The 16233-nt window shown below is 38.1% G+C and carries 10 protein-coding genes; 3 read left to right on the top strand and 7 right to left on the bottom strand.

Features of this window, described 5'->3' with window-relative positions:
* The 4 genes from KKC46_15650 to KKC46_15635 form a co-directional block, all read right to left on the bottom strand.
* On the bottom strand, positions 1-168 hold a 168-nt coding region (locus KKC46_15650; protein ID MBU1055237.1), incomplete at its 3' end, for a succinate dehydrogenase/fumarate reductase iron-sulfur subunit.
* A 12-nt stretch (positions 169-180) separates the two neighbouring features.
* Positions 181-2079 (bottom strand): FAD-binding protein, encoded by a 1899-nt coding sequence (locus KKC46_15645; GenBank protein MBU1055236.1) that lies wholly within the window; start codon positions 2077-2079, stop codon positions 181-183.
* A 117-nt stretch (positions 2080-2196) separates the two neighbouring features.
* Positions 2197-3525 carry a DUF1329 domain-containing protein gene (locus tag KKC46_15640; GenBank protein MBU1055235.1) on the bottom strand — a complete coding sequence of 443 codons (1329 nt, stop codon included), beginning with the start codon at positions 3523-3525 and terminating at the stop codon, positions 2197-2199.
* Positions 3526-4056: 531 nt separating this feature from the next.
* A complete protein-coding gene (locus tag KKC46_15635) occupies positions 4057-5235 on the bottom strand; it encodes a PAS domain S-box protein (protein ID MBU1055234.1) in 1179 nt (392 codons plus the stop codon).
* Positions 5236-5596: 361 nt separating this feature from the next.
* On the opposite strand from KKC46_15635, the gene KKC46_15630 reads away from it, so the two are divergent.
* Positions 5597-6832: a sodium:proton antiporter gene (locus KKC46_15630; protein MBU1055233.1), complete on the top strand. Its 1236-nt coding sequence runs from the start codon at positions 5597-5599 to the stop codon at positions 6830-6832.
* A gap of 238 nt (positions 6833-7070) precedes the next feature.
* Entirely contained in the window at positions 7071-10631 is a 3561-nt protein-coding gene (locus KKC46_15625) for a PAS domain S-box protein (GenBank protein ID MBU1055232.1), read from the top strand.
* Between the two features lie 195 nt (positions 10632-10826).
* Here the strand turns inward: KKC46_15625 and KKC46_15620 are convergent, their stop codons facing one another.
* Genes KKC46_15620 through KKC46_15610 form a run of 3 tightly spaced genes read right to left on the bottom strand, consistent with a single transcriptional unit; the run spans position 10827 to position 13857 of the window.
* On the bottom strand, positions 10827-11687 hold the full coding sequence (locus tag KKC46_15620; GenBank protein MBU1055231.1) for a polysaccharide deacetylase family protein: 861 nt from the start codon (positions 11685-11687) through the stop codon (positions 10827-10829).
* A 43-nt stretch (positions 11688-11730) separates the two neighbouring features.
* The gene (locus KKC46_15615) at positions 11731-12702 is read right to left on the bottom strand and encodes a glycosyltransferase (protein ID MBU1055230.1); all 972 of its coding nucleotides are present in this window, start codon (positions 12700-12702) and stop codon (positions 11731-11733) included.
* Positions 12703-12705: 3 nt separating this feature from the next.
* Positions 12706-13857 carry an aminotransferase class I/II-fold pyridoxal phosphate-dependent enzyme gene (locus KKC46_15610; protein ID MBU1055229.1) on the bottom strand — a complete coding sequence of 384 codons (1152 nt, stop codon included), beginning with the start codon at positions 13855-13857 and terminating at the stop codon, positions 12706-12708.
* 291 nt (positions 13858-14148) lie between these two features.
* On the opposite strand from KKC46_15610, the gene arnA reads away from it, so the two are divergent.
* A complete protein-coding gene (arnA, locus tag KKC46_15605; GenBank protein ID MBU1055228.1) occupies positions 14149-16140 on the top strand; it encodes a bifunctional UDP-4-amino-4-deoxy-L-arabinose formyltransferase/UDP-glucuronic acid oxidase ArnA in 1992 nt (663 codons plus the stop codon).
* Positions 16141-16233 lie beyond the last annotated feature (93 nt).

Raw genomic sequence — 16233 nt, 5'->3', positions numbered from 1 at the left:
GCATACCCTTCCCCGGCAGGAATAATCAAAGGCAATTGCTTCGTGGTTCTCATGAACATATACTATTATTTCAAGAACCGTTATGTTTTTCTTCCATGGAACATTATAGATTTTGTAATAAGGTTTTGCATCCATTGCCGGATCGTATTTCAATATTTTTACGTCCATCCTTCTTCTCCTTTATAGGGCAAATTTGTTATCTATGATTTTTTTTACCTGTTCAGGGGTATAATCCAGACATACGATCGGTTTCTTCTCAAGCTTCATGTTTCCGTTATCCAGTTTAACGGTAATATTGCAAAGCCAGTTTTCGTTATCTCTTTTGTCAAAATCCGATCTGTAATGCTGCCCCCTTGTCTCGGTTCTCATCAAAGCCGCCCGGCACATGGCTTCGACCATATCAATCATGTTATAGTTTTCGATAGCTTCTTTCCATTCCATATTAAAGGTTTTCGTCTTGTTGGAAATGATCATCCTTGGAAGGTCTTCTTTCCTGATCCTGACCAGCTCCTTTATTGATGATTCAAGGCTTGCCCCATTTCGTATCGGCCCCAAAGCCTTATAAGAAGCCTTTTGAATGGCGCGCCTTACAACATGAGGACGAATCGGTTTATTCACCTTTCTGTTAAGGATTTCATGGACTCGCGTAAATTCATTATTCACCGGCTTCCAGTCTATCTCGTTGATCTGCATCTTATTGGCATATTCAACCGCCTTAACCGCTGAAAGTGAGCCGGCACTCATATTCATATCAATGCCGCCGGTCCTCACACCTCTTATGCCGCCACCTAAGGGACAGAAAAGACCGGGGATTTCGGTTGCCAAATTTTCGTCAATGATTGGATGCGCGTTGGATTCATACCATTCAAGAGCTACTTCAAAGAGTTCCTTTCGAATGTCAATTCCGAACAAGTCCTTGTAAGGCTTTACGTTGCGCCGATAAGTATCTCTTAAACCGGCAACGTGAGCTTTGGAACGACAATCAACAAACACACCTCCATTGGGGCCGCCCTTGCCTTCAAAAATTTTTTTAGCAATCTCACGCGCAAACAATCCCCGATTCATTTCATCACGGGAAATATTTTTCATCCAGAAGTCGCCATTCTTGTCGCATATGTACGCCCAGTCAAGATCGTCAGCTCCAATACTTCCATTGTAGCTTCCTGCAAGCCCTTCAGGGTATATACCTATCAAGTCATTTGCCATGAATTCGCAGTCTGTCAATCCGGTTCCATGCCTGAAGGCTATTGCATCCAAGTCTCCGGTATTATCAGGACTGCCTATAGAGACAGGGCTTATGGAAATCCAGCCGTAGTGCCATGTACATGGACCTGCGGCGGCAATGGTGGCTTTAGCCCTGAAAACACGAAACGTGCCTGTAGGTAAATAAATACCCATGGCTCCAATGCACCGCCCGTCTTGTATAAACAGGTCGGTAATCATGGTTCTCTCAACCACGTTTAATGCATACCTTTTAAGCTCATCAGATTCATGTCTGCTGAATCCATGCTCTACCACGTCCGTACCAGGCATCATGGGTATCGTGATTAATTTCCCTTCATTGCTTCTGCTAAAAGCCGTTGTCCCACGGTTGGCTATATCGAGCAGCATTTGGTTATTTGGCTTATGATTATAGACTGCACTCATTGCTTTCTGATTGCCCAAACCCTCTGAATACCAGAAGTTAAACCTATATGCCAGATCACCATCTTTTATACTGGCAACGTAATTGTCCCAATTCATGCCAAACCCGCCGCTAAAACCGAATGGCCCTTTGTCTACCACGAGTAAATTGGCACCTTGACCATATGCCTCCATGGCTGCGGATACAGCAGCGAAACCACCCCCGAGGATAAGTATATCAGTATCATATACTTCGTAAAACGGGTCGGGTACCGAGACAATCTTTCCCGGAATCGGGACTTCTTTTGCCGTATCTTTACCGGCTGTGGCAGCACCGGCAAAATTGGCCATGCCCATAGTGCCTGCTATGCCACCGGTAAAAAGCCCCGCATTTTTCAAAAACTCTCTGCGGGATGCGTTTTTATTCTCCTTCTCTTTATTTTTCTTTGTTGCCATATTTATTACTCCTTTCAAGCAAGGGGGGAGGCAGTTATTATCTTTTTAAAATCAAAGATGATGGACTTGTAATCAGGCCGGGGCCATAAAGCCCCGACCTATAGTAAGAAAGGTATTTTATTTAGACAACAACAAGAAATTAGACACGGTAAAATAGCTGGGGTCCAGTTTTGAAACCGGCATATATAAAAAGGCTTCAGGATGAGGGGCGCTAGCTATCATAGTAGCATGATGAGATAGTTCATCTATATAGAGCTGACCATCACAATCCCCTGTATTATTTTTACCGGTCGGAGTCTCACTATAATGCAAGAAAGTAAGTACCCATGTCCTGAATTCGCCGGATTTAGTATATACCTCCTTATACCAGATAGTATAAGTCTCCTGGTCAATATAATTTACGTGCAACCCCCAATTATAATATGGATCTTTAGGCATCTGTTCCACAATCCACACCTTTCTGGGAACATAGGTTATAACTCCAGGCGCAGGTGCCCAAGCAGCACCCTTCCATCCCGGAATTTCGTAATTTAATTTGAAACACCTACCTGTGTAAGGATATTTTACAGTAACCCTTCCATCCGGCAATTCCTGTACAGGAATCATATTGGGGCTGGTAAAAGGAACAAGTATTGTCTTCTCTCCTATATACTTCCATTTCATGGAACGATCTTTGCCACTCCACCCGTAATTCATATCCAGCCATGCATCAGAACCCATATAGGGGTCAGACCTCATCGTTCCGCCGGTTTGCCGAATCCTGCGAATGGCAGGAATATAAGCATGATTGCTATCTTCCCTTGGGTCTATATAAATGCAGGCCAATGTATTGGTTCCTTTTACACTCATCGGCTCCAAAACTCTTTGAAATTCATACATCTGAACATTTTCAGGATTCTTGGTTATTTCCTGACCCGGCGGCCTGCCTACCATATAAAGTCGTTGATCTAAACCTTCTATATAACGTTCCTCTCCTGATTTATTTATCCATATTAGAGGTCTACGCAGCCTTATACCCATTAAGCGATATATCTGATAATCAAAGTTCAATATAATCTTGCTTCCCGCCTTGGGATCTTTGAAATCAATGTTGGGAAAAGGATAACCGTATATATTTTCCGGGTATTTTCCGGTATGTTTATCGATCAAATCGCCTTCAGGATTTATGTCAAATTTTCCCGCATTCTTTGCGCTCGCTGCGAGAAAACTGTCAGGGAGTTTATAGTCAAAGTTTATTTTACCCGGTGTAATGACAAAGTCGCCTCTTTCAATCGCACTGTACATAGCGGGAATGAAAAAATCTTTGTATTGACTACAGTTGGTCTTATCAATTACCTTTGGCAAATCCATTGCCTGAATAATACCGCCACACAAAAACAGAATAAACAATGAGCACAATGATAATCCAAAATACTTTATAATTCTCAAGTGTTTCATTTTCTTCATTCCTCCCTCCGACTTTGTAGTTGTTATAATTATCTTTTATTTCCGGCATTAAACAGCCCTTTTGGAGGCAACAACATTTACCAGGCGCTGTCAGGCAAGACATCAAACAACAAAAGGGCTGTTTAATGCCGGAAAACTCCTTTTTCTGTAAACATGATTTTAATTTATAGTTGCTGAGAACATAGGTAAGCTAACGCTTAATAATTTTTTAAGGTATTTTTAAAAAAGACCGTTTTATGATCAACGAGGAATAGACAAATGTGTTCCTTGTTTTAAGATATACTGATGGTTGATCATGTATTTATTGTACTTTTAATGGTAAAGATTAAAATTTTAGATACATAGAATAGCGTTAAGCATCTGAGATGTTATTACTGAATTATTTGATTTAGTTAAAATCATCCCAGCATAAAATTGCTTTAAAATCAGAGCATTTACATAAGATAACAAGAACTGTTGAAGATATTAACAGGATTATTATTAAATACAACTCCAATATAATAACAGTAAAACTATAGGCTAATACTATTGTTAATGAAGGCTTAACAGGTAGGATCGAAGGTTTGCATCTCTGTCTTTCAAACCGAATTTTTTCCTGAGGCTGTTTCTGTGAAATTGCACGGTACTGATACCGATACTTAGCAATTCAGCAATATCTTTAATTGATCTTCCTTCTTTTACGAGGGTAGCTATTTCGATTTCTCTGGGAGTAAGATTATGGTGCTTAAGTTTCAACAAAGGTAAGAATGACGAAATAATATTATTAAGATTTGATTCAATGATGTTTAAAACAGAGAGTTGACGGGAAGACAGGTTAGTATTCTTTAAGTTATCAACGTTAGGCAAAACAAGTTCTCTGACATTTGATAGAATCTTTCCTTCAATATCTCCTTTGCTTTCTTCAAGTTGCCGCAATAAAACCTTCAAAGCCGCATTAACTTCTTCGAGGCTTTCGGTTTTTAATGTTAATTTTCTTTCTGCCCGTTTACGTTTACTGATGTCTTTAAAATAAACTGATAGCCCTTCTTCCGAAGGATAAGCATGAGCCTCAAACCATCTGCCGAAAAGGAAAAGAGCATCAAAGAACATAGGGATATTACTTGCCATGGCAGTCCAGTAATTCTGCATATATTCTTTCTTAGTTTTAAGGAATAGCTCAGCCAATGTTTTACCGATAACTTCTTCCCTTGTCTTTCCCATAACTATTTCCGCTTGCTGATTAAGGTCGGTAAAACGGCCTTTCTTATCCCAGGTAAAATAAATATCGGTGATACTGGCCAAAACGGTAGAAATCTTCTGGTTAGCGTTTTTTAATACTTCTTCAATACGCTTGTATTCGGTAAGGTCTCGTATAGTCAAAACCGTTAACTTATCAGCAGGGCTATTATAACATTCCATAGCTGATAATTCTGCTGGAAATTTACTACCATCTTCTTTATGTAGAAACAATTCGCCCCTGGCTTTTCCGGTTCGAGTTTGTTCTGCCAGTAATATTGGTACTCTTGGATCATCAGGATCGAACAATTTATTACTAGCTATGTGGCATAAATTTTTTTCAGCATATCCAAACATGTCACAAGCAATGGGATTTGCAACAGCTATTAAGCCGTCAGGCAGTACTATAATGACACCGTCAAAAGAGGTTTCGAGTAATAAACGGAATTGCATTTCAATATCAGTAAAGCTTTTAACAGGTTCAGGTTGTTTCATGACCCAATTCCCTTTTTGATTAATATTATTTTTAGTTAAATGACATGAAGTTGATATATTATATAACCCAAAACAAAAATTATTCCAAGTTTTCACTCTGTATCCCTGTATGAATTATTCCCATTACAAAAGAAAACAGCTTTACAATACCACCCTAAAGCAATCTTAACCAGAAAATATTATTCATATTTTGCATATTGTATTTTGACCTATAATATTTCGATGTTTCAAAAACGGCAATACATCTATAAGATTTATTTGCTAAAAAGCAAACTTGGGGATATATATGCTATACAGGTCAAGTGATTTCGTTTTGCTTATTACTACTGCTATATTTTTTCTCAAAACTAAGGTGGAATAAATGGGTTTGTTCAATATAATTGCCGTGCTTGTTACACTTGCAGCCTTGTTTGCTTATATTAATTACCGATATATCAAGCTCCCAACAACTATAGGCTTGATGTTCATATCCATAATTATGTCTCTTTGCATGGTAATACTGGGACATCTCGGGCAGACAGGACATGGCCTTGAAATGATATGGCTTGATATTATACGCAAAGTTGATTTCAATAAATCACTAATGGTGGGCATGCTAAGCTTTCTTCTTTTTGCCGGCGCTCTCCATGTTGATCTGAATGAGCTTCTAAAGCAAAAATGGCAAATACTTGTATTTTCAACTATCGGGGTTATGCTTTCAACTTTAATGGTCGGTTATTCTGCTTTCCTGTTCTTGGGCTGGCTGGGAATTAATCTCAATCTAATATACTGCCTGCTTTTTGGTGCCCTTATTTCTCCTACTGATCCTATTGCAGTGCTGGGAATACTTAAAAAGGCAGGAGTTGCAAAAAACCTGGAAATAAAAATTACCGGTGAATCGTTGTTTAATGATGGTGTGGGGGTTGTAATATTTATTACCCTGTTGAAATTAATAGATACCGAAGCGGATGTTTCACCTTCACAAATACTACTTTTCTTTTGCAAAGAAACATTAGGGGGTGTTGGCTTAGGAGTTATAACAGGTTTGATAGCATACTATTTTTTAAAAACTATAGACAATTATCAGACAGAAATTCTTATTACCCTTGCTCTGGTGATGGGTTGCTATGCACTGGCAACTGCCATTCATTTCTCAGGTCCTATAGCTATAGTTATTGCCGGTCTTTTGATAGGCAATCATGGCAGACAACTAGCGATGTCTGAAAAAACCCGTGGGAACCTCGATACATTCTGGGAGCTTATAGATGAAATACTCAACGCTGTGCTTTTTGTTTTGATCGGAATAGAACTTCTTGTAATAGCGCTTACAGGCAGATACTTTATTGCCGGGTTCATAGCCATACCAGTAGTACTTTGTGCACGTTTTCTATCCATAGGAATACCCCAGTTTTTTATGCCTGCCAGAAAGAGAATCAACCTAAGATCAATGCAAATAATGACTTGGGGAGGTTTGCGCGGCGGAATATCCGTTGCGCTTGCACTGTCATTGCCGTTGGGATACGCAAGAGATGCTATTATTACAATGACTTATATCGTTGTTGTGTTTTCTATCATTGTCCAGGGATTAACCATAAAATATATAGTAAAACAAGAATAACCTTGAATAAAATCATATATTGAAATAATATTGTAGCAAGCTTAAACTACCGATATTAGATTAACAGTTTATTTCATATTATATAGTATATTCATCCTGCTATTTACAAGTTAATATAATCTTTATTTATATATATAATTCATAATTAGTTGTTTTCAATAGATATTTAAAGTATTGCCTTTTGTATTCTGTTTTAGTGTGCTTTTATATATAAATGCAATAAGAAAACAGGAGAGCTATGGCCAGCGAAAAGCATACGGAAGCTTTTTTGAGAAAGTTCTCGATATGGTGTCTGTTTATAACAGCATCAATCAGTATTCTGTCATTTGCCGGATGGATTTTGGAATCTGCAAGGCTCACTATTATAAGTCAAAATTACAAACCTTGTCCTATCACCACCTTATGTCTTTGCATACTCAGTATTTCTTATATATTTCATTTAAAAAATCCTGAAAACCGTTTGAAACAAATTATTATTGTAACATGTGCATTTCTTGTTATAATTATTAGTTTTTTCTCAGGCATAAGACTTGATGCTAAATATTTGATTTTTATTTATCAGAATTTTTTATTGGGTGATATGCCACCTGTTATAGCAGCAAATCTTATAATTGTTTCCACAGGTATTTTATTTTTGGCTTTCCCTTCCCAAAAAAGGCAGCTTTATAATAATTTAGCGGCTTTTTGCGCAATATCTTCTATTTTAACGGAATTAATTTTACTCCTTGCTTATCTATATAAAACACCCTTTTTATACAGGCAAGATCCCATCCCCATTCCTATCATAGGAGCAATATCCTTAGTTTTTCTCGGCATGGGACTTTTTACAGCAGCAGGTCCCCAGACCCTGCCTGTAAGGTTATTTACAGGCATATCTCTTCGCAACCGCTTACTAATGACATTCTTTCCTCTCATAATTGCGGCTGTTTTTATAAACGACATACTAATAAGACTGTTAGCATCTTTTGTAAGAGTAAATCCTGCTTTTGCAAGATCTATAATTGCAATAGCATCCGCTGCGATAGTCAGCATAGTAATAGCCAAACTGACAAAATCCATAGGAACTCAGTTAGATAGTATTCATAGTAAGCTTGTCAAAAAACATGATGAGCTGATTAAAACCAATAAACTCATTGAAATGATTGCTGAAAATATCAATGAAGGTTTCTGGGTGCTAGATGCCAAAGTTGAAAATATAATCTATGCAAGTCCCGGCTTTAAACGGATCAGAGGAAAATCTTTAGATGTTTATGTCGAAAATCCCCAATCATATTTTGACAACGTTCATCCTGAAGACATGGCGCGGATAGTCTCTGCTGCTGATATATACAAAACAGGTATGCCCTTAGATATTGCATTCCGCATAATCAATCCGGATGGATCTATCCGATGGGTTGAGGCCCATGGATTTCCTGTAAAGGATGCATCGGGTAAGGTAATTAACAATGTCGGTATAATAAAAGACATTACTAAACAAAAGCAAGCTGAAGAAAATCTGAAATCGGAAAGAGATTTTTCGGATGCGGCTTTAAACAGCTTGCCCGGACTTTTTTATCTTTATGATAATACAGGAAGGTTTTTAAGATGGAATAAAAATGCTGAAACAGTAGCAGGATATTCTTTTGAAGAAATTGAAAAGATGCATCCTCTTGATCTGTGCATAGATCAAGAAAAGGCTTTGGTGTCTGAAACAATTGCAAAGGTTTTTAAAGATGGCCATGCAGAAATAGTTGCAAATTTACTTTCCAAAAGCGGGAAAACAATTCCTCATTATCTTACCGCCAAACTGTTTCAATTTAAAGCCACGCCATGTGTTATCGGTATCGGTATCGATATAAGTGAACGCAAACGAAATGCTCTTGCATTGCAAAAGGAAAAGGAAACAGCTCAAAAATACCTTGATATCGCAGGAGTAATACTCATAGCGGTTAACCTTGATATTGAATTGATTTTAGCTAATAAGAAAGCTTGCGAAATATTTGGATATGAAGAAAATGAGCTTATCGGCCAAAATGCTATTGATACTTTTATTCCTGAAGATAAACGATACGAAACTGAAATTTTCATCAAACAATTGCTTGCCGGTGAAATAGACATATCAAAAGCAAAGAATTTACAAGGTGTCATACTTACTAAAAAAGGTGAACAAAGAGTTATCGAATGGAGCGATGTTCTGCTAAAAGATGAAACAGGTAAAGTAACCGGAATATTAACTTCAGGAGAAGATGTAACAGAAAGAATAAAGATGCAGGATATGCTCATTCAGGCAAAAAATGAGTGGGAAGAAACCTTTGATACAATAAATGATGCTATAACCATTCATGACGACAATTGTAATATAATCCGGGCAAATAAAACTGCGCTGAACCTGCTTGGAATATCTTTTTATGATATTAGTAAATATAAATGTTTTCAGTTATATCATGGTTATGCTAATCTCCAACCTGATTGTCCATGTTGTAATGTTCTAAAAACAGAAAAAATCGCTGTTAAGAAAATATTTGAACCCCATCTTGGCAAACATCTTGAAGTAAAGGCGATTCCCCGCTTTGACAAGAATAACCAGACTACAGGTATAGTACATGTTGTACGGGATATAAGCGATCAGGTGACAGCCGAAAAAAAGCAACAATTATTACAATCACAGTTTCTACACATGCAAAAGATGGAATCTATAGGGCGGCTTGCCGGGGGTGTGGCTCATGATTTTAATAATATATTAAGCGGCATATTAGGTTTCAGCGAACTTGCACTGCTTGATATTGCAGAAAATGACCCTTTAAAAGAACGTATTGAATTAATCATGGGCCTGGGAGAAAAGGCCGGATCTCTTACAAAACAGCTTCTTGCTTTCAGCCGAAAGCAAATGCTGGAAATTAGTGATACCGATCTTAACACTGTTGTAACCGATATGATCAAAATGTTGGAGCGGATCATAGGTGAAGACATAACATTAAATCTGAAATTCTCCGAAACAACCAGTAAAGCTTTGTGCGACCAGAGCCAGATGGAACAGATTTTGTTAAACCTTTCTGTAAACTCAAGAGATGCTATGCCAAATGGAGGTATTTTAACTATAGAAACAGATGAAGTAGTAATGAGTGATATTAATATAATAAATCTTGAAGAGGTGAAACCGGGAAAATATGTAAAGCTTACAATAAGTGATACTGGATGCGGTATGAGCAATGAAGTTCTTGAAAATATATTTGAACCTTTTTATACCACAAAAGAGATTGGAAAAGGAACAGGGCTGGGCCTTGCCACAGTTTATGGCATTATTAAACAGCATAACGGATATATTGATGTAACAAGCAAACCAAATCAAGGATCAGCATTTAATTTATATTTACCTGTTTCAAATCATAAAGAGATTAAAAAAGATTCTGAAATTGATACTACCCCGATAAAAGGGGGGAAAGAAACAATCCTTATTGTAGATGATGAACCGATATTGCTTTCAATTATAGAAAATGCTTTAAACCCCTTAGGTTATCAGCTTCTTGTGGCCTCTACTGCAAAAGAAGCTTTAAGAATTAATGAAACTTATGATGGCACTATTGATCTGTTGCTGACCGATATTATTATGCCGGAAATAAACGGTAAAGATCTTGCCAACATGATAGCATCTGTTCGTCCAGGCATAGAAGTGGTTTTTATGTCGGGTTATCCATCAGAGGCTGTTGCAGATCAAAATTTAAGTAAAGGATATGGTTTCCATCTTCAAAAGCCATTAAGAATTACCATGATCAGGCAAAAGCTGCGTGAAGTACTAGACAATAAACATGGGGCATCTTAAAATCGAATACCTTTTCCCGCCCGAACCGTTATAATGATTCAAACCAGGCATTTCTCTTTTACGTTTTGCCGCACCATGGTCTAAAAATTATAACGGTTAGTACCGGTACCACAAGACTTGCTGACAGCCACGGTGATCATGAGCATTCCAAGTTCATTGTAATTGCCACGCTCTATAACAATTAATCATAGTAATTTAAACAGCGCAAGGAGCAGAGCGCCCGGAAAGCAGCTCTATTTTATATTTGCGAACAGCAATGTCTTCAAAAAGATAGTCTTTTATCTCACCAAGAGTTTTTACAGAGTAATTCATCATTTCAATTTGCTCAAGCAATTGAATAAAGTAATTGCTTCTTATGCCGCCTTCAACTTCAGCGTGAACCGGCAGCACATGAATGCCGCCGTTTTTTAATAATGAAGTTATTTGAGAAATAGCGTTATCAATACCTATTTCTTCAATACAAGGTAGATCGGAAGGAATTTCCACAACACTGATTTTCTCATGCACAAAAGGTTCTTTGGCTCTTGTGCAGCTTAAGTAATCAAATTTGTATTTACCGATAATTTCCATGACCCTGTCATCAATAAGCCATGCCGGTGCTCCAAATGATGTTGGCATATATCCTGTGAGCTTTTTAAATGAATTGATACCTTTTTCGAACCATTCTGTTATCCATTCAATTGATTTTAAGTATAGCTCATCCTGCCAGCGCCTATGATCCCATGCATGGAACTGGACTTCATGCCCATTTGATATTATTTGTTTTACAATTTCCGGAAAAGAAAGCGCTATCATGGGTGATGGAAGCAATGTCCCGTACAAAGCCGTCTTGAAACCATAGAGCCCGGCAGCATTGCTTTTTATCATCTTTTTAAAAAAGAGCGGGTTTTTGATAAGTTGAAGAGCAGCTCTACCCGAAGCATCGGGCCCCATACTTAAATAAAAAGTTGCTCTTATATTAAACCGGTTAAGAATATCAAGAATGCGGGGCACACCTTTTTTCATACCCTGGTAGGTGTCCACATCTATTTTGATGCCTAAAACATTTTCATTCATACACACGCCTTATTGTTATCATGGGAAAAATATCTGACAGCTATTAAGATTTGTCTTCCAGAGCAATATCTGCTTTATCCGATGAATAGACCTTGTCAATTACGTACTCGGGTCTTTTTCTAACTTCTCTGTAAATCCTGCCGATATATTCTCCTAATATTCCGAAGGCAAAAAACTGCAACCCTATAAAAACAAAAAGGATTGCAAAAAGTGTAAAAATACCCTGGGCAGCCCAGTGAGCACCATATACCAGCCTTGCAATGATTAAAAATACACCAAACAAAATTCCGGCCGAAGACATTACTATCCCTCCATACAAAAGGAATTTCATGGGCAAATCAGAAAACGATGATACAAGATCGAACTGAAGATTTATAAGTTTTCTTAAAGGGTAGTTAGATATTCCGCCGGCTCTTTCTTCATGAGCAACCTCAATTTCGGTAACATGCTTTCCAAAATATACGGCAAGCGCCGGTATAAATGTTGAATGCTCATGACAGGCGATCATACGCTCTACCACCGGACGTTTATATGCACGCAGCATGCATCCCCAGTCAGTCATACTTACTTTGGTAATTTTTCTTGCCACCATGTTTATTAGCTTTGATGCTGTAAGTCTGAAAATCGAATCCTGGCGCTTTTTTCTGATTGTGCCTACTACATCATACCCACCTTCTTCCATTTCTGCTACAAGCCTGGGAATTTCTTCGGGTGGATTCTGCAAATCAGCATCCAGTGTAATTATGATGTCACCTTTAACAATTGAAAAGCCGGCAAATATTGCTGCATGCTGGCCATAATTTCTTACAAGCGCAACAACCTTTATCTCAGGCCATACTGCAAGGTTTTTTAATATAGAAAGAGAATTATCTTTACTTCCGTCATCGATAAGAATTATCTCATACAGCCTGTTCATTTGCTGCATAACAGGATGTATTCGTTCAATCAGTAAACGCAGATTTTCTTCTTCATTGTAAACGGGAATTACCAGAGAAATCATATTCTGTGTGCTCATCTATTAATCCCTTTTTAATATTTCTCTTATAGCCTCACAAACATAAGAAGCATCATCTTCTTTCATATCGGGAAAAAGTGGAAGTGAAATAATTTGTTCCGCAGCCCTTTCAGTTTCGGGAAGCATCCAATTGTCAGTTCCATACTTTTCCTTTATATAATTCAAATGATGGCAAGCCGGAAAATGAAAGCCATACCCTATATTATATTCAGATAATTTTTCCATAAACATCGCTCTTTTCATGGATTGTACTTTTATCACAAAAAGATGATTTGAATTGATGTGCGAATAGTTGGGAATGCCAGGCAATTCTATCCCTTTGATATCTTTAAGCCCGTTTATATAAGTTGCTGCTATCCGGGTTCTTTTGCTGTTAATGTCATCTAACCTTTCTAACTGGGCAAGCCCTAAAGCTGCCAGCATATCCGGCAAATTATATTTGAACCCAGGTTGATAGATATCATATTCCGGGTTTCCTCCCTTGCCATAACGCTTCCATGCATCCCTTTCTATCCCGTGAAATCTTAATAACCTTAAATTTTTTTCCAGTTTTTCATCACTTAGTGTAATCATACCTCCTTCACCACTTGTGATATTTTTTAAGGGATGAAAAGAAAAAATCGCGATATGTCCAAAGCCACCGGCATGAATACCATTATAATAAGTGCCAACAGCATGTGCCGCATCTTCGATAACTATAAGATTGTGGTGTTTTGCAATTTTTATAATTTTATCCATATCGGCAGGTACACCTGCAAAGTGAACAGGAATAATTGCTTTGGTTTTAGAAGTAATTTTTTCTTCTATAAGATCGGCATTGATATTTAAGGTATCATAATCAATATCAACAAAAACGGGTTTTGCTTTTTGCATCGCAATCATATTGATGGTTGACGCAAAGGTCATAGGCGGCGTGATTACTTCATCTCCTTCTCCGATATTAAGTGCGAGAAGTACTATGTGCATTCCGGCTGTTGCTGAACTTACAGTAATTGCCTGGTTAGCACCGGTCAATTTACAAAAATTATCTTCAAATTCCTTGCTGGCGGGTCCGGTGGTAATCCATCCTGATTTCAGACATTTTACAACATTTTCAATCTCATTGTCCCCTATGGAAGGTTTTGACAGGGGTAAAAAATCTTCTCTTATTTTCATATATTGCTCTTTTCCATATTTATGATGTTAAAATATTATCTAATAGACAACAATAATTGACTTTTAATCCATCATCTTGTAATTTAAAAATTCAGAGCTTTATTTTATTAACAAGATATAATAATGGATAGATTCATAAAAAGTCCAACTATTTTAAAAATAATTTGTTCCTGCACTCTCGCTTCATCATTTCTTCATATTTAACTTGGTATAAAATTAATTAAAATTTAACTTTGTTATAACAACATTTTTTTATTTATTATAAAAAATATTTAGAGAAAGGACTCCGGAATGAAGGCAGTTGTTTTGGCTTACCACAATATCGGTTGCGCAGGAATAGAAGCACTTTTAAGAAACGGCTTCGAAATCACCGCGGTTTTTACCCATGAAGATGATCCCGGCGAAAATCTATGGTTCAAATCAGTTGCGGAGCTTGCCGCAGCCAATGATATCCCGGTATATGCGCCGGATAATATCAATCATCCATTATGGGTGGAAAGAATAAAGGAAATGAAGCCGGATATACTTTTCTCATTTTATTACAGAAACCTTGTGAGCAAAAAGATTCTGGATCTTATCCCTTTAGGTGCTCTTAATCTGCACGGATCGCTTCTCCCCCGTTATCGTGGCCGTTGCCCCGTAAACTGGGTACTTATAAACGGCGAAAAAGAAACCGGCGTAACACTTCATTATATGACACCTCAACCGGATGTTGGTGATATCGTTTGCCAAAAAAGTGTAAACATAGATTATGATGATACAGCTTCAAGTTTGTACAACAAAATTGAAATAGCATCGGCCGTCCTGCTGGATGAACAGTTGCCGAATATCCGGGAAAATCGCGCTGATCATATCCCTCAGGATCATTTACTGGCAAGCTATTTCGGCGGGCGTAAACCGGAAGATGGTGAAATCAACTGGGAGCAAAAAGCTTCCGATGTCCGTAACCTTGTTCGTGCAGTAACCCGACCATATCCGGGCGCCTTTTCCTATATAGGCAATCGTAAATGTTTTTTTTGGCAGGTTAGTATAGCTCAGATATCAGAAGAAGCTTCACCAGGCACAGTGCTTTCCACAAATCCTTTTAAAATTGCCTGCGGTAATGATGCTGTGGAAGTGATTTTTGGGCAACCTGAAGACGGAGTCTATATGAGCGGTCGGCAGCTAGCCGAAGAACTCAATCTGGCAAAAGGTATGAAGTTTAACGGCCAAGTGGAAATAATTGTAGAGCAGCAACGCAAAAAAAATGTTCTTATTTTAGGAGTAAACGGTTTTATAGGCAATCATCTGAGTGAACGGCTGCTTGATAGCGGCCGCTACGATGTATATGGTATGGATCTTTCAACTAATGCTATAAACCGTCTGCTTGATAGGCCTGGCTTTTATTTTAAGGAAGGCGACATAGGAATCATGAGAGAGTGGATAGAATATCATGTCCGCAAATGTGATATCATACTACCTCTTGTTGCTATTGCGACACCTATAGAATATGTGAGAAATCCTCTGCGTGTATTTGAACTCGACTTTGAAGAAAACCTACGAATTGTTAGATACTGTGTCAAGTACAAAAAAAGGCTGATATTTCCTTCTACTTCCGAAGTTTATGGCATGTGCACGGATTCTGAATTTGACGAGCAGAGTTCAAATTTTGTTCTTGGTCCCATCCATAAACAAAGGTGGATATATTCATGCAGCAAACAAATGCTTGATCGGGTAATATGGGCCTATGGCGCAACCAATGGTTTGAAGTTCACTCTGATTCGCCCCTTTAACTGGTTAGGCCCCAGGCTTGATTCTCTCGCCTCAGCCAGAATCGGCAGTTCCCGTGTAATAACCCAGTTTATTCTAAACCTGGTGGAAGGAAGACCGATTCGCCTGGTGGACGGCGGCAGCCAGAAGCGGTGTTTTACAGATGTCAAAGATGGTATCGATTGTTTGTTTAAAATTATCGAGGATAAAAATAATAACAGCAACGGTAAAATTTTTAATATCGGAAACCCTGATAATGAAAAGAGCATGGCAGAGCTCGCAGAAATTCTTGTAGACAAATTTTCTTCTCACCCACTCAGAAAACATTTTCCGCCTTTAGCAGGTATCCGCAGAATCGAAGCTCAAACTTTTTATGGTACCGGTTACCAGGATGTTGAACACAGGCGTCCTTCCATACGTCAGGCAAAAACTCTGCTCGGATGGAAGCCTGTCGTACCTTTTTCCCAATCAGTTGAAGAAACTCTTGATTTCTTTTTAAGAGATCTGGTTGAAGAAATGGGAATATCAGAATGATCTTATATCTTGTCATCTATAGTTGATGCGAAGCATTACAATATGGTTAATATTTCCGACAATCCGGGAAAAGATTATTCATGGTTAAGGCTG

The organism is Pseudomonadota bacterium, from assembly GCA_018817425.1.
GTDB lineage: Bacteria > Desulfobacterota > Desulfobacteria > Desulfobacterales > RPRI01 > RPRI01.
Note: the sequence above shows the minus strand (reverse complement) of the source record. Positions and strands in the feature narration are given on the sequence as shown.